Here is a 15099-nt window from a genome sequence, read left to right as displayed (position 1 = left end):
AACTAGGTTGATCCTAATTCGGATTTGCAACAAGTGCCATGGGGTGTTTGTCGCGTCTGTTTTTGCTCCTGACATTTGTGGGGCGAATGATTAAACCATCGCATGAAGGCCCCGTGGCTCAACTGGATAGAGCAGCCCCCTCCTAAGGGGCAGGTTATTGGTTCGAATCCAATCGGGGTCACCAAAAACACCTTTAAAATATGGCTTATTTACAGGGCTTTGTGCAGAATCTTGCAGAAAGTCCCGTGAGCTTTCGCGCCGAATTCTGCTGAAACGACCGAAATCTCGTACAAAACCTGTACAAAATTCGCACGTCTTTGCGCTTTCAGGGGCCATCCAATGAGCTGGCGGGTGGCAAACACATGTGCGGAACGGAAGTTCGGCAGCGCAACGCGCAAGCAGATCATCATGTTCTTAGCCGACAAGGCGAGCGATGACGGCTCAGGCATCTGGTGTTCCAAGGGAACGATTCAGCGGCACACAGAGCTGGGAGAGACCACAGTCAAGCGAGCCGTGCGTGAATTCCTCAAAGAAGGCATCCTTGTCGAGACCGGCGCGCGCACCTGCAAGAACGGTTTCACCGTCGTTTACCGGATCGATCTCGCCAAGGTTGAAGACCTCGAACCCACGCTGGAACCCGAGATTGAGACGGGGTCCACAGTGGCCCCCGTCCAGTCTGACCCCGGTACGGGGGCCACTGTGGCCGGGGTACCGGGGCCACCACGGCCCCCAAACCATCCTAAAACCATCCATAAACCACCTACGCGCAAGCGCGAGGCGGCGGCGGATGAAAATGCGGAGAAGATTTTAGAAGCATATCCACCGGACCGATTGCGCGGCAAAGCGGCTTGCATTGCCCAGATCGAGGAGGCCATGAAGGACGGAATTGAACCCGAAGACTTGCGGCAGGCGGTCCAAGCCTACGCGACCGACAGCGCGGGCTTCACCCGCTCCAAGGTCTGCTTTTCCGACAACTGGTTTCAGTCGCGGCGCTGGCAGGCCTATGTCGAGAAGCAAGCGGAAGATCGGGAGAAGGCGGCAGCGTTGCAGGCTGATCACCATGCGCGACTGGCCTGTTGGATCAGTGATCGCAGCCCGATGTGCAAGCACATCACGGCCCCGCAGGTGACGGCATTGCTTGCCGCAAAGCTGGTGACACAAGCCCAAATCCAAGCTGCAGGCCTCAGATCATGACCGCGACCGATCCGACAGAAGAGCAAACAGCAAGGCGACCCATGTCATACGCTGGCGCTGCTGACACGGGACCTTGCGAGGGGCGGCAAGCCTCCCCTTCGAACCCCACCCGCGCAGGCAAACCCCGCACCAAAGAGCCGCTGACCGAGACCTTCGTCTTTCGGTGTAGCGCCGCAGAGAAGGCCCAGCTGCGCGCCAAGGCCGAAGCTGCTGGCCTGCCCGCTGCGACCCTGCTGCGCGAGGCTTTAGGTCTGACCGAGGCCCGCCGCCGCAAGCCTATTCCCCGCGTCGATCCAGCGCTGGTGCTGGCAGTCGGGCGTATTGGAGGCAACCTTAACCAGATCGCCCGCTGGCTGAACCGCGCGATGCTGGCGGGTCGCGTCGACCTCGATGCGCTGACCGTTGCTCGCCACCTGCTGACCATCGAACGCCAGCTTGCCCAGATCGTTGAGGCGGCCCGCCGATGCTAATCAAGTTCTTCCGCAACGGCAAAGGCGCGGGCGCTGGTCCGGTCGGCTACCCCGTCGCGGACAAGGTGCTGGCCTATGACGACAATCGCGATCTGATCCGTGATGCAGACGGCCAGCCGATGACAGTCCAGCGCGAACCCTTGCCGGAGGTCCTGCGCGGCAATCCCGACCGCACGGAGGTCCTGATCGATGCCAGCCGCCACCAGTGGACCTACCGTGCAGGCGTGATCAGCTTTGCCGCTGAGGATGCCCCGACCGAGGAGCAGCAGGCCGAGGTCATGGACAATTTCGAGTGTCTGGCCTTCGCGGGGTTGGACCCAACGCAATATGACGTGCTCTGGGTCCGACATACCCACGAAGACCGCGTCGAGCTTCATTTCTGCACACCGCGTCTTGAGCTGACCTCGGGGCGCAGCCTGAACATCGCGCCGCCGGGGTATGAGAAAGCCTTCGACAGCCTGCGCGACGTGATGAACCAGCGCCACGGCTGGGCCGATCCGATGGAGCTGGAGCGCACTCAAGAGGTCCGTGATATCGTCGAGGCCCCAAGCCGCGCTCAGGGCCGTGACGAGCTGCATGCTTGGCTGCAAGACCAGATCAGCGTCGGCCTGATCACTGACCGCGCCACCATGATCGACGCCCTCACAGACGCAGGCTACGACTTGCCCCGCGTCGGCAAAGCATACCTGACCGCCCGCGATCCAGACACGGACGAGCGCTGGCGTTTGAAAGGAGAGATTTTCCATGAAGACTGGCAAGCCGACACGGTTGAGCGAGAAGCTGAACGCGGAGCTGGACACGATCCGGCAGGACTACGCCGCCTCGATGGCATCCCAGCTGGAGAGCTTCAGGACCGATTTGAGCAAAATTGCGACAATCGCGCATCGTACAATCGAGAGCGATACCCGCACCTTTCTGCGACAGAACAAGAGCTGGCTGACGATCTCGCCCTGGCTGATTGCGGGGACGTTCTTGGCGGGGATCGCCTTGATGATGGTCGCGAGCTGGCTTTGGACGCTGATGCTGAACAGCTCGGAACTGACGGACTTAGGCCTGACGCGGATCGACAGGGAGGACGCGACATGGTTGGTGCTGGACCCGACCAAGACACGGCTGAGGACCTGCACGCTGGGCGGCAGATCAGTGACCTGCATCAAGATCGAGGAGGATTAGATGACCACACCCCTGACAGCCTTGGAACGCGACTTGCTCGCCTGCGTCGAGCGGTTGGTGACGGCCTGCGAGGTCTCAGCAAAGGAATTGAGCGGGTTAGAGGAACGCTCGACGACCAAGATGCAGAGCCAGATGGATGGATTGGCCGCCTGCGTGTCGGTGCTCATTCAATCTCAAACGGCATCCGTGGCTGCGTTGCACGGCTTGTTGAACGAGGGCTCGAATTACGGGAATTTGCGGAGGCAACTCGAGACCAGCTTGAAGTTAGTGAAAGCCGCCGAAGAGAGGCTGAGAAAGAGCTAGAAGAGCGGGAGGTCGAGATGGATCGGGGGATGACGCATTAGAGTGCTTTGTCAAATTAGCTAAATTTAAATCTTTATCCTGTAGTTGACCCGGTAAATAAGACCTGGTAACGCTTGGATCAAAAGGAGAACATTATGCTTGACCGGATGTTGGATAGTGGAGCTTGGGTACAGGCGAAGCGTGAAGGTTTGGGGCTGACACAAAAGGCTTTTGCAGAACTCCTCGGAATGCCGGAAACGGGCGAGCGTACTGTGCGTGGTTGGGAGCTGGGAGAACACTTCCCGACACCGGCAAAGCGGGCGCAGATCGAGAATTTGCCAGATACTGCGCTGTTGCGTAGCCCGTACGCAAGTAATCCCAAACTGGCAGAGTTTTCTTTCATCGATTTGTTCGCAGGCATTGGTGGGATCCGTTATCCCTTTCAAAAGCTTGGCGGACACTGCGTTTTCACATCCGAGTGGGACAAGTTCTCCAAGAAAACATATGCCGCCAATTTTGGCGAAGTGCCCCATGGCGATATCACTAAAATTGCAGCCCATGACATCCCGAAACATGATGTCCTGTTGGCAGGCTTTCCTTGCCAAGCGTTTTCACAGGCTGGGTTGAAGCAAGGCTTTAACGATACGCGCGGTACGATGTTCTTCGAGATCCAGAGGATCCTGGCACATCATCGACCAAAGGCGTTTCTGCTCGAAAATGTGAAGCAGTTGAGAGGGCACGACCAGGGGCGGACCCTAAAAACCATTCTCGCAATCCTTGAAGGGCGCAAGGTTCCAGACATTCCGGCTTCTGTGCCAATGTCCGAGGAGGCTCGGGCATCTCTTGGTGCCAAGTTGAATTATCGGGTAGGGTACCGCGTTCTAAAGGCAGCTAATTTTGGCGTCCCGCAAAACCGGGAGCGTGTTTATATCATCGGGTTTGACCGTGATCAGGTCCGTGCCGCTGACGATACTGATATCTGTTCAATGATCCTTGATCGCTTGAGCGAAAGAAAAGCGACCACACGCGTGGGCGATATTCTCGAAGACAACTCTCGGGTCGATCCAAAGTATACGATCTCGGACAAGTTGTTGGCAGGGCATGTAAGGCGGCTGGCGGGCCACAAACAAAAGGGAAACGGTTTTGGCTTCAGCGTGTTTACGCCTGACAGCCCGTACACAAACACAATAAGTGCGCGCTACTACAAGGATGGTAGCGAAATTCTCATCGACCAGAGCGATATAAGTAAGAATCCACGCAAACTCACCCCTCAGGAATGCGCGCGCCTTCAGGGCTTCCCGGACGAGTTTAACGTCGATGCGGTTTCCGATTGTCAAAACTACCGGCAGTTTGGAAATTCAGTCTCTGTACCCGTGATCGAGGCTATCGCGGCCGAGATGAAGCCCTACATTTCAGGCTAGCCTATGGCAGACATCGTTTCCCCGGAAAAACGCAGTGCCATGATGTCGGGTATTCGGGGGAAAGACACCAAGCCGGAAATCATCGTGCGTCGCCTGCTTCACCGGCTTGGCTACCGGTTCCGCCTTTATCGCAGAGACCTGCCAGGGCGTCCGGATATCGTGCTGCCAAAGTGGCGTACTGTGATTCTGGTAAACGGCTGCTATTGGCACGGCCACGAAGACTGCCATCTGTTCCGCGCGCCCAAAACCCGAACAGAATTCTGGACCAACAAGATCGAAGGCAATCAGGCGCGTGATCGGCGCAATCACGCTGCGCTGCGGGATGCCGGTTGGAAGGTTATAGTTATCTGGGAATGCGCGGTATCAAAAAAACTTAGCCTGAGCGCCGAGCAGCTGGAAGACGCAATTTCTGCTGCGTTGACGTCATCAGAGACCCTGACTGATATCAGAGGATAATCGCCGGTTGGTGAAATGCCGTTACAATCTGTAAGCTGTTGATGATTCTTGTTTTAAGGGCATTCAATGGCTGATCCAGTACTTCCGACCGATTCCAAAGCTGCTTTATACACGGTTTGCTTATTCCTCGCGCAGTCTGGCGATCCTCATGCCGAACTGGGGTACAAAACCCAAACCTCTGCATTCGACGAGATCGGGGCAAGGTTTGGCGTGCCCAAGAATTCTGTGCGCAACGTGCGTGATATGTTTGACAGGTTTACCGATAGCGACAGGGTCGGCTGGGAGAACACTGAACTGCCGCAGCGTTTCAAGAATATCCTTGATCAACACGCAGAGACCAGTCGTGCAGAACTGCGCGACATTTCTATCGAGATACTGACGTTGGAATGGGAAAAACTAGGTAAGGAGGAAGATCAAACGATGAACGACGGGGGCCACCTTTCAGAAACTGCCAGATTCTCCGAGGAGGTCGCCGCAAACTTTTCGATACCGAAATTTACCATCATAGCCGAGAGCTATGCTACAACATGGGGCTTCGTGAACGGAGCGGGCAGGACATTTAAGTTGTCAAACGATGACTTGAATAAAGCGTTGACCGAAATTCTCGCCGCATGGGGCGACTGGACCGCAGCGGGCCTGAACAACAATAGTAAGAACCCCGACGACACGCTGACCAGTTTCGCGGGCAAGCACTTTTCATCAGGCGCGCATCAGGTTCTTGCAAATGACCAGCGCCGCGGCTTTCTTCACTTCATTTCAGCGATAGCTTTTACGGCGACACATGATACCCCGTTCGACGAAGCGGCGTCAAAAGTACCTTTGAAAAAAGAAGATTACGAAGCAGCTCTGGGTCTGGTCTCTGAAATTCAGCGGAACAGCAAACTTGTTTCGCAAGGTACGTCAAAATCTGGCGTGACCAACAAACAGCAAGCCGCGCTCAAGGGCGGCGAAAACGTAATCTTCTACGGCGCGCCTGGAACGGGAAAGTCCAACCGCGTTGAGAAAAAAATCAAGGAAGCAGGCAAGAAGCCTTTCAGAACGGTTTTTCACCCCGACCTCCAGAACAGCGATTTTTTTGGATGTCTCAAACCGCAAATGGATGGCAAGAAAGTTCGCTACGGGTTTTCACCTGGGCCATTCATGAAGGCGCTTGCTGAGGCCTACAGAGAACCTACAGAACCGGTCTTCCTCGTAATCGAGGAACTGAACCGCGCGGCGGCAGCTGCTGTCTTTGGCGATTTGTTTCTCCTGCTCGACCGCGACGACGATGGGAATGGCGAGTACGATGTGAGCTTTCCTTCGCCCGAAAGCGAACAGTGGTTTGAGGCTGAAACGGGAACGGCCCATGAAGCACTTTTGCTTCCATCCAACCTGTTTATTTACGCTACGATGAACAGCGCGGATCAGGGCGTGTATCCCATAGACACTGCCTTCAGGAGGCGGTGGCGGCAGGAATACCTACCGCTCGACTATAAATCTGGCCCTGACGGGGACGTTGCTTATGTCGATTCCACGGGAAAACGCCACTCGCTTGCATGGCGCGAATTCGTCAAGTTGTTGAACGGGCACCTTACAAGCAGTCAGACACTGGATATAGCCGAAGACCGTCTGCTGGGGCAGTGGTTCGTCAAGAAGAAGGAGCTGGACGGAAAAGGTATCCCAGAGAAGGTCTTGCTATACCTTTGGGACGATTTGTTGCGGCATGAAGGCCGTGATTTGATCTTTGATACAAGCAGCATCAAGACTTACGGTAGCCTCACAATCGAAATCGCAGATGAAGGTCGGATCTTGTCGGATCGTTTCCTAGCAGCTCTGAATGCAGCCTCTGATGTCGATAATACGGAACCGCAAGAAACGGTCGAAGATGAGATCTGACTTACCTGTCTTCTTGTCTGATCGCGATCCCTTGGCCGTTCTTGATCGACACGCCGACACGGTGCTTTCTGCAATGCGCGAATGGGGTATCGGACGTATAGACGAAAGGGAGACGATTCATTTCTGCGGCCTGATACATCATCCGGAAGAGGGCGCTGTGGTGTTTCTACCAAGGGAATCAGTAACGGGTGATCCAGTTACTGATCTAGAGACTGCGTCCCTAACCATGCGGGCGCTTGCGAGGTTCGGCGTCGAGGCGTCCAAACGGGATTATGAGGATGACGGTGAGGCGGGCAACCCTGGGTCCTTGTCAGTTATCAGGCGACTGGCAGATGACTTCCGGGATCATGGCCTTTTTGCAGAGCGTACACGTCAACGCACCATAAACTCGGGAAAACCCGACTGGATGAGAACCGTCAAGCGCGAGGTTGCGATACAGGGACATAAAGGCCAACCGATCTTTACCGGCATCCGGAGCAGCCGCTCTACGAAAAGCTCGGACGCACTTCTTTCGCAGATTCAGGCAGCAGTCATTCGCGAAATCCATGCGGCACACTCATGGTGGCTGACTGGCGCATCCAGCAAGCGAGAAGAACTTTTGTCCTGCCAGCGCCCGCCGTTCCCTCGAACAACTTGGGTGCGGAAATTAGATGCTTTGCTGCCATCACTCTATTCGGCAAGGTCAATTTTCCTGGCTGAGTATCTACGTTATTATCTTCGCGAAACACGAGCATCGGCTAGTGGGTCTTTCGTGTTCGGCGTCGAGGGTTTTCACAGTGTTTGGGAGACAATTCTACGCGAAACCATCAAACGTTCCCCCTACGACACCATGCGGAACTGGAACAGTGAATTGCCGAAACCCTTCTATTTGCACCAAGGTTCGCTTACGCAAGATCCACGCAGCAGGGGAATGCAAACGGACATCATTCTGGAACATGAGTCGTCATTTACCATCGTTGACGCCAAATACTACGCAGCCAAGAATGCGGGAACGGCTCCAGGATGGCCTGACATCGCCAAGCAGATTTTTTATGAAAAAGCCTTGAGAGAAATAGTAGACAGCAATTCTGAATTGCCTGCTGTGATCCATAATATATTCGCGTTCCCAGCGGCGACTAATGATGGCCCCCTTACAAAAGCGGAAATCCGACATACGAACGGCAAACCAGTAAGTTCGGCCTTTCCGCCAATCGTTTGTTCGTACGTTTCAGTTCGCGAAGCGCTGTACCACTATGTATCGCGCTCCCAAGGCGTTGATCTGGAAAACAATGATCCCGCAGGTGCTCTAAGAGGGTAGCGTCACGATTCCGGGGCGTGAGATATACCGAGCATATTCTTGTGTAAGTTCAGATATCAGCTCTTCTCTGAATCGATAGGAAACCTTCCAGCCCTTAGTGCTTGGCTTCGGTACGCTGATTGAAAGGCTCCTGAAAACGCTGACTTTTCCAGCATTCTTGTCAGCTGAAAACTTGAGAACTGGGCTTTCCCATTCCATCCCTGACTTTGGATCTCGTTTCTTGTGAAGCCTTTTCTTGGTTTCAGTTTTTGTTCCATCTGGGGAAGCAAATGGCCATTCCACAGCTAGCAGATAGAGTAGCGGTCCAGGGTTGGGTTGCGCGTTGTCGCAACTCGCACCGACCTGAACAAGGCGAAGTTCGCAATCTTCCCATTCCGCCTCACTTACTTGAAAAATATCGTCCCTGAGTTGGGCTTCGGTCACACCCCATTTTTCTTTGAGCACCGCATCACTTATTTCGAACGGAAACTCGATAACGGCACCCAATTCTGTCGGTTCGATAGGCGCGCTCCGCGCAGTTCGAGCGAAAGACAAATGGATAGCGCTGTTTACGCTTGCCTGGACCTTTACCGTTGGGGGTGCTTTCGGATCTTCAAGCGACGTTTTCCAATCAAACGTATCGCCGCTATCGGGATCATGTTCAGCAATGCGGTCAGAAAGGATTGGGACCAAGACGCGGTTAATGGATTCCCGCGGGGTTTCTGTGGCCCTGTTTTTTCCAGCACCGGCCTGAGACAACTTGAATAGTACCTTACCTAGTTCAGAACCAAACTGATCCGATGCTCTATGCTCGATCGGAACCAAGTCGATAATGGAACGTAGGACTGCATCCGCTGCCGCAGCAACATCCGCTTCCCAAGTTAACAGAGCCCTAAGTTGTGGGCTTTCCGAAACTTTTGTAAGAATATCCGTGCGGAGTTTTTCAGGGTCCAATACGGCACCGTTGGATGTGTCGATGTAGTCGCCCTTTCTCAGCGCCGTGAAAAAGACCGGAAGGTGCTTAGCATCCTCCCCCGTAAGGCGGCCGAATAAATGCTCTTTCAGCTCATCGACTTCTGGCTGCTCTGCCCAAAGAACCAAACCGTAGGGGCCGCTTTCAGGGCAGATTAACTTTTGAATGACATCCTCTAAAGCTGTGAACGCGACCTTATTGTTAGCACCAAAAGTTGCACCCGTAGTCAGGTTCTGATCAAGAAATAGTATCCGCGTACCGGGCAACTTCTCCCATTCAGCTACTGTTTCATCAGTATACAACTTCGAATGGCAGTCCAGACGAAGAAAATCGAGGCTTTTCTTGATACCCGATAGGTGGTGCTCTTTATCGTCAACAATAACAAAACGGGAATTTATTAACATTCTTAGTCCTCTAAGCTAGCAAACTGCAAAGCTATGACTGCACCATCGTATTGAGCCGGTACATCGGTCTCCGACACATCTGGAAAGGTCAGCTCGCCATCGTTGAGTTCCATAACCATATTTGCGTAGTATAATCCCATGCCCATCCCGTCAGGCCGCCTTGTGTAAAACGGACGGACTAGGTCCGTAGGTGCATCCTCAAAGCCCGGCCCTGTGTCGGCGATGACAATTGCGGGGCCACCCTCAAAATCAGGCTCAATATTCATATACAGCGCCCGTCCAGATCCATCTTCTTCATCGGGCCAACGCGTTCTCATCCAGAAAATCGCGTTGTCGATAACATTGGTGATGGCTCCCAGCGTGAGTCCAAACGAACAGGATACCCGGACACTAGGCGCGTCATCTTCGACCGCTGGGCATTCAAGGCGTACTTTGTGGTGTCTAAAGCGAATACGGTTTAGGTCACGCGCACGTTTGACAACAGATTTGAGATCAACAAGTGACCTATCTTTTTTCCTCAAGAGATCCGAAAAACCGTCTAGGAGGCGCATCATTTCGTTGACTTGGTCTGCTACATCTTCAACTTCAGGCTTGCCTTCAAGGTTCCGATAGAGCGACCGCACACCTTGTTCTATTTCATGAAATACCACGGCGAGACTTGTTCCTGAGATGCCGGTCGAAAGAAGCCGCTCCTTCATGGAAGTGTATTCATGTTCGATGCGATCCAATAATGGATCGATCTGGCCGGAGAGGTTATTTTTTTGACCAATCAGCCGTAGCTTTCCAACAGGTTCCAGAATGCTTTTGGTCTCTGGATCCTGAACGTCTCCCAAAAGTTCACCGATTGCCTTACGGTCAACCTCACGCTCTCGTTGCAACGGTTCGATAGCCCCAATGACCAGTCTTTGAAGCCGTCCATAGGCTGCATTTTCTATGAAACCTTCACGGTTGGATTTTTCGACCAGTGCATGGCTTTCATCCTGCCCTAGCGAAACATGTCCTACGACAATGTTTCGGCTGAGGCCTTTGGCTGGATTGTTGACACGCTTGAGATCGAGGCCCAGCCAATCATTGTTTCGCTCACCATAGTCATAGACCCTGATGCCATCGCGGTAGACACGGATACCTCCGTTCTCATCAAGAAACCCTTTGACCAGCTGTGCTTCACCCATCTTTTTGGCGAGCTTCGGAGTAAGGTTGTAGACAAAAAGTGTTCCCGAAATCGGACCAACACCCTCCAACATTTCGGCATCGGCGATCACTTTTCGCAATGTGCCGGTCTGTGCCTTTCCGCTGAAAAGCGGGTCATCATCATCGACCTCTGCCGGCGGTACAAGAAGCCGTGCGTTCTCTTCGACAACAGTTCTCTTTTCCCGCGAAACGCCAGGTATCCCTCTGAATTCATAAGTGTAACTGAAAACTTTACCATCAAACTGAAAGCTATATTTCCAAGGTGCTCTCTTTAAGAGTTCAGCTGGATCAGGCAGGTTTTTAATCCACTGGGGGAAGTCTGGGACTTCTAGTACAGCTTCAAAGTCATCCCTCGTTTTCGCTCCAAATGGTGAAGAAATCGAAGTGATCTGACGGTAAAGGCGGCGGATCTCGCCGCGAGTCCAATGCAGATCACGTAGCTCCTTAATTCTAATTCTAGTTCCAGTAGAGCCGTCAGTGAAAACCACTGGATCGCGCACTTCGACATCAACATTCGCTTCATCAAGAAACTCGTGTTTGATCATAGCGTTCCAGTCAATCTTGACCACGACCTCTTGTTCACCGGCAGCTCTCGTAACCATAGTGATCTTATTGCCCAGCTTGTGGACAGAAAGCCGACCGAGCCCCTTGGACCCCAACGGAAGGCGTCCTTTGCCTGTCCGTTTTTTCTCTTGAAGCTGCTTCTCCTTATGATCATGAGCTATGACCAACCAAATTTTTCGGACGGTTTCCGCAGACATTCCATCGCCGTCATCTCTTATCGAGATACTAGGTGATTTGGATCCAATACCCTTAATCTTGACCTTCACGCACGACGCATCAGCGTCATATCCGTTTTTCACCAACTCAAAAACTGCAAGTCTGGGCGTGCCAATCAATTGGTCGCCTAAATGTTGCAGCAAGCGTGCTCGCGGTTTGAATACCTCTTTGCTGTCTACGCTATTCAAATGCTTTGCCCTAAAATTGAATAAATTTCTCTAACAGTGATCATTCACGAACCAGCCGATCAAGTCTTCGACTAGAAAAATAGAGCATCAAAACTGACCCGGTGAGAAACGGGATAAAGATACCAGAAATCACAACTACCATGATCTGAAGTGCCGTGATCCAAGTGAAATCTGTTGAATAGTCAAAGAACCTAAACCTTACAAACCCAGCCAAATAGCAGACGCATACGCAAGCATAGATAGTAAACAATGGTTCGAGTGGTTGGAAGACTGTACGCTTGGTCCTTTCCAATACAGCATGTCGCATCCGTTTCCAATTTCTACTCGGTTTTAACATGATTTACTCCCTTACTAGCTCGATCCATGTGTGAACATCATCGTCCGTTACTTCGCGCCCCTCGACGTGGGATTGATACCAACGGGCCACGATGGCCCCCCGTTTCTCGCTTTTGATTTTTATGGCTTCTACGTTGAGATGCTGATCAAGCGAGGTCTCGATCCTTTTGAGTGCGTCGAAGTCATGGGCTGCGCGGACCGCTTTGGTTCCTAACAGTATCCAGGCTGCGTCCACATCGAACCGGTCAGCCATAGCAACCAAAGCTTCAACCGGCAGGCCGCGTTGGCCCTTTTCGTAGCTGTGATAAGCGCGATGTGAGACGCCAAGCGCCTCCGCCATGGCGGTTTGAGTCAGGCCAACTTCATTGCGCGCAATCGCAAGGCGCGCACCCATGGAAGTGAAGACAGACTTAGAATCCTGCGCCATGCAAGGTTTCCTATTGACGAAACCGTCACATCGCGCGAAACTGCACAAAATGACGTATAATTACACTCAATCCCATCTGACCACGTCAGAAGGTGCGGAACAAGCGATTCCATGCGTGCAGAAAATTCAACCCAAACGGATAAGGATGACTGAAATGGCAGAAATCGACAAAACCGACAGCTCGCAAATTCTGGGGCTTGGAAAGACGCCAGCTCAATGGGTTGAGATTATGGCTGAGCGAGAGATCGAAATTTCCGAACGCACGTTGCGAGAGCGGGCTAATGAAACGGGTGCGTTCTATCGGTTGGGGCGAACCATGCTGATCACGCCTGCGCAGATTGATACTATTTTTGAAGGAGGTCAGTCATGCCGCTCGAAATCTACAAGAGGGGTCGCTTCTACTGGGTTAAGGGCTGGGTCGAGTACAACGGCAGGCCAATCGCAGGCCCATACCGGCGAAGCACTAAGGCATCTACAGAAGCAGGCGCACGGGACTGGATAGCGCTTGAAACTGAAATGCAGATACGTCGACATGTTGTCGGCGATGAGATCAGCAAGACTTTTTCAGATGCAATCATGCTCTACAACGCCTCCAAAGAGGACGCTGCGCGACTCATTCCAATTGTCAAAGAGATTGGGGCCATGCCGCTGAGGGACATCACAGGCGCATTGTTGAAGGGGTTTGGGCCAGATTGGAAGCCGATGGCATCGACCGATACTTGGTGGAGGGAAATTATTGTTCCAGCAAGCGCTGTCATCAATAATGCACATCAGTTGTTGGGAACGCCTCTCATCCGCGTAAAGCCCTATGACAAATTTGAACGCATTTCGCAGGACAAACTGCGCGACAAGCCGAGCCGCGTTGAGCGTACCCCTGCGGACAAGGAGTGGATCGAGGCGTTTTGCAGCGCAGCTGATCCATACAACGCGGCGCTGGCCCGGTTCATGTTCGAGACGGCGGCGCGGATCGATCAGGCTGTTTCGTTAGAGCCTCATGATCTGCGGCCCGCCGAGAACAAGGTCAGAGTGAAGGCCCAGAAGGGACACCCTGAGAGCTGGATTACGGTATCGCCAGAGATGATGGACAAACTGCTGGCCTTGCCACCAAAGCGACCCAAAAACCGCAAGACCGGTAAATTCATGAAGCCGCGCGTTTTTGGCTATGGCAGCTCGACCGGGTACAACACACGCTGGAAGACCATCTGCAAGCGTGCTGGCATCCAATACCTATCTGCGCACCAAGCAGGGCGTCATGGGTTTTTCACTGAATTAGTTGTCCGGCAGGGTGTCGATCCCGTAACTGCGGCCAAAGCCGGTCGTTGGGCCGACCCTAATCTACCCATGCGCATCTATGCCCATGCAGAGACAGATGAGGCCGACGTCAGAGCCCGCTTTCGTACAAACCATGTACAGGAAGACCCTGTACAAACACCCAAACAACAGAAATCAAAGAAGGAATAGCGCTATGAACGGTTCCCTCCTAAGGGGCAGGTTGCAGGTTCGAATCCTGCCGGGGTCGCCAAGAATATCGGTTTGCTCGAATGCAACCAACCTATCGTGGTAAACCAGCGGCTGGAACGTTGCAAAAAGACGTTGTGACTTTATGCATGACTTTGAAAGCGGCTCTCACCCCTTTTAAAGCAGATTTTCAGTCCTGAATTGGGGGCGGTCTTTAAAAGGTAATTTTAGCTGCGAGTACCCTGAATTAAGGTTCGATTTCTCACTATACAGAGATCGAAACGAGCACTCGCACACGTGGAAAAACATTGATTCTATGTTCTTTCTCGCCATATTACGCAGCAAATTTTGTGGGGCAAATTTGACATGGACCTAGGCGCACTTGAAATCGCATTGCGTGGCGTTTCGGCTGGTTTTTCTATTATCTTTTTGTCGGTAATCTGCCGTGATCGTATCGCGACTGCAGCAAAGTTGGCTTTGATTGCATTGGTTCTGGCGACAAGCGCTCGGATTTGGTCCAATTTGCCGCCACAATATCAGTTTGAAGAACTTGTTCTATTTGCTTTGCGCGTAATTGGAGCGGGCGGTGCGCTTGCGGTGACTGTGCTGACGCTCATTATCTTCCTTGATAGTAAGCGCTTTCTCTGGGTTTGGATCGCGTCGGGAGTATTGATAACCGTTGGAACTCTGGTTGCCATTTGGTTCAAGGAAGTCGTTCCATTTCTACGTGTTTTTGCCGGGGCACATTTCTTAGGGCTCCTTTTGCTGGTTGTTAAGACGCGCGACGGCGATTTGCTGAACGCGCGTCGGCAAGCGAGACCTGTCGTGGCCGTCTTTCTGATGTTGTTTTGTATTGGGCAGGCTTTTACCTCCACACAACTGGTTGGACAGCCATCTCAAGTCATGAGACTGCTCCATATTAGTATCTATAATTTGGTCATCTTTAGTCTTGCGGTTTGGTCTTTGCGGGCCAATCTCGAAAACTGGCCGGGCCCCGTGACTCCTTCAACTAAGCCGCTATCAAACCCAAGTGTGGAAAAATCTAATCAAAAAGTGCTGATTGCGCGCATTAATGAAGCGATGGATGCAGGTATTTGGAAGCAAGAGGGACTGACAGTCGGCGCTTTGGCCAGAGAAGTGAATGTTCCAGAACATCGGGTGCGTACGGCCATTAACCAAATTTTGGGTCACAAAA

Annotated in this window: 13 protein-coding genes and 1 tRNA gene; 11 read left to right on the top strand and 3 right to left on the bottom strand. The window is 52.8% G+C overall.

Annotation, left to right across the window (positions count from 1 at the left end; translation table 11 throughout):
* The first annotated feature begins 107 nt into the window (after positions 1-107).
* From ABJQ89_RS00380 to ABJQ89_RS00345, 8 genes are all read left to right on the top strand, one after another.
* Positions 108-184: transfer RNA gene (locus tag ABJQ89_RS00380), tRNA-Arg, on the top strand.
* Positions 185-339: 155 nt separating this feature from the next.
* Positions 340-1194 carry a hypothetical protein gene (locus ABJQ89_RS00375; RefSeq protein ID WP_348494299.1) on the top strand — a complete coding sequence of 285 codons (855 nt, stop codon included), beginning with the start codon at positions 340-342 and terminating at the stop codon, positions 1192-1194.
* Positions 1191-1664 (top strand): plasmid mobilization relaxosome protein MobC, encoded by a 474-nt coding sequence (gene mobC, locus ABJQ89_RS00370; RefSeq protein ID WP_348494298.1) that lies wholly within the window; start codon positions 1191-1193, stop codon positions 1662-1664. Before ABJQ89_RS00375 ends, mobC begins: the two co-directional genes overlap by 4 nt.
* Positions 1658-3181, top strand: a complete 1524-nt coding sequence (locus ABJQ89_RS00365) for a relaxase/mobilization nuclease domain-containing protein (protein WP_348494297.1) — start codon at positions 1658-1660, stop codon at positions 3179-3181. Before mobC ends, ABJQ89_RS00365 begins: the two co-directional genes overlap by 7 nt.
* A gap of 72 nt (positions 3182-3253) precedes the next feature.
* The gene (dcm, locus tag ABJQ89_RS00360) at positions 3254-4540 is read left to right on the top strand and encodes a DNA (cytosine-5-)-methyltransferase (RefSeq protein ID WP_348494296.1); all 1287 of its coding nucleotides are present in this window, start codon (positions 3254-3256) and stop codon (positions 4538-4540) included.
* Between the two features lie 3 nt (positions 4541-4543).
* On the top strand, positions 4544-4996 hold the full coding sequence (gene vsr, locus ABJQ89_RS00355) for a DNA mismatch endonuclease Vsr (protein ID WP_348494295.1): 453 nt from the start codon (positions 4544-4546) through the stop codon (positions 4994-4996).
* A gap of 381 nt (positions 4997-5377) precedes the next feature.
* Positions 5378-6871: an AAA family ATPase gene (locus ABJQ89_RS00350; RefSeq protein WP_348494294.1), complete on the top strand. Its 1494-nt coding sequence runs from the start codon at positions 5378-5380 to the stop codon at positions 6869-6871.
* Positions 6861-8168 (top strand): LlaJI family restriction endonuclease, encoded by a 1308-nt coding sequence (locus tag ABJQ89_RS00345; RefSeq protein WP_348494293.1) that lies wholly within the window; start codon positions 6861-6863, stop codon positions 8166-8168. The genes ABJQ89_RS00350 and ABJQ89_RS00345 overlap by 11 nt, the downstream gene beginning before the upstream one ends.
* Here ABJQ89_RS00345 and ABJQ89_RS00340 read toward each other — a convergent pair.
* The 3 genes from ABJQ89_RS00340 to ABJQ89_RS00330 form a co-directional block, all read right to left on the bottom strand.
* The gene (locus ABJQ89_RS00340; RefSeq protein WP_348494292.1) at positions 8157-9524 is read right to left on the bottom strand and encodes a hypothetical protein; all 1368 of its coding nucleotides are present in this window, start codon (positions 9522-9524) and stop codon (positions 8157-8159) included. The two genes, ABJQ89_RS00345 and ABJQ89_RS00340, sit on opposite strands and share 12 nt — an antisense overlap.
* A gap of 2 nt (positions 9525-9526) precedes the next feature.
* On the bottom strand, positions 9527-11683 hold the full coding sequence (locus ABJQ89_RS00335) for an ATP-binding protein (RefSeq protein WP_348494291.1): 2157 nt from the start codon (positions 11681-11683) through the stop codon (positions 9527-9529).
* Between the two features lie 340 nt (positions 11684-12023).
* Positions 12024-12446, bottom strand: coding sequence for a helix-turn-helix transcriptional regulator (locus ABJQ89_RS00330; RefSeq protein WP_348494290.1), 423 nt, complete (start codon positions 12444-12446; stop codon positions 12024-12026).
* Here ABJQ89_RS00330 and ABJQ89_RS00325 point away from each other — a divergent pair.
* The 3 genes from ABJQ89_RS00325 to ABJQ89_RS00315 form a co-directional block, all read left to right on the top strand.
* Positions 12412-12948 carry a hypothetical protein gene (locus tag ABJQ89_RS00325; RefSeq protein ID WP_348494289.1) on the top strand — a complete coding sequence of 179 codons (537 nt, stop codon included), beginning with the start codon at positions 12412-12414 and terminating at the stop codon, positions 12946-12948. The genes ABJQ89_RS00330 and ABJQ89_RS00325 overlap by 35 nt on opposite strands.
* A 14-nt stretch (positions 12949-12962) precedes the next feature.
* Positions 12963-13907 carry a tyrosine-type recombinase/integrase gene (locus ABJQ89_RS00320; protein WP_348494288.1) on the top strand — a complete coding sequence of 315 codons (945 nt, stop codon included), beginning with the start codon at positions 12963-12965 and terminating at the stop codon, positions 13905-13907.
* A gap of 363 nt (positions 13908-14270) precedes the next feature.
* A partial coding sequence (locus tag ABJQ89_RS00315; RefSeq protein WP_348494287.1) for a hypothetical protein occupies positions 14271-15099 on the top strand: 829 nt, incomplete at its 3' end.

The sequence above is a fragment of the Planktotalea sp. genome (assembly GCF_039984035.1).
GTDB lineage: Bacteria > Pseudomonadota > Alphaproteobacteria > Rhodobacterales > Rhodobacteraceae > Planktotalea.
Note: the sequence above shows the minus strand (reverse complement) of the source record. Positions and strands in the feature narration are given on the sequence as shown.

Excerpts from the sequence above, each read along its gene's own strand:
- ABJQ89_RS00330 (WP_348494290.1), bottom strand. The coding sequence starts at position 12,446 with ATGGCGCAGGATTCTAAGTCTGTCTTCACTTCCATGGGTGCGCGCCTT.
- ABJQ89_RS00340 (WP_348494292.1), bottom strand. The coding sequence starts at position 9,524 with ATGTTAATAAATTCCCGTTTTGTTATTGTTGACGATAAAGAGCACCAC.
- ABJQ89_RS00325 (WP_348494289.1), top strand. The coding sequence starts at position 12,412 with ATGGAAGTGAAGACAGACTTAGAATCCTGCGCCATGCAAGGTTTCCTA.
- ABJQ89_RS00365 (WP_348494297.1), top strand. The coding sequence starts at position 1,658 with ATGCTAATCAAGTTCTTCCGCAACGGCAAAGGCGCGGGCGCTGGTCCG.
- ABJQ89_RS00345 (WP_348494293.1), top strand. The coding sequence starts at position 6,861 with ATGAGATCTGACTTACCTGTCTTCTTGTCTGATCGCGATCCCTTGGCC.
- ABJQ89_RS00375 (WP_348494299.1), top strand. The coding sequence starts at position 340 with ATGAGCTGGCGGGTGGCAAACACATGTGCGGAACGGAAGTTCGGCAGC.
- ABJQ89_RS00320 (WP_348494288.1), top strand. The coding sequence starts at position 12,963 with ATGCAGATACGTCGACATGTTGTCGGCGATGAGATCAGCAAGACTTTT.
- mobC (WP_348494298.1), top strand. The coding sequence starts at position 1,191 with ATGACCGCGACCGATCCGACAGAAGAGCAAACAGCAAGGCGACCCATG.
- vsr (WP_348494295.1), top strand. The coding sequence starts at position 4,544 with ATGGCAGACATCGTTTCCCCGGAAAAACGCAGTGCCATGATGTCGGGT.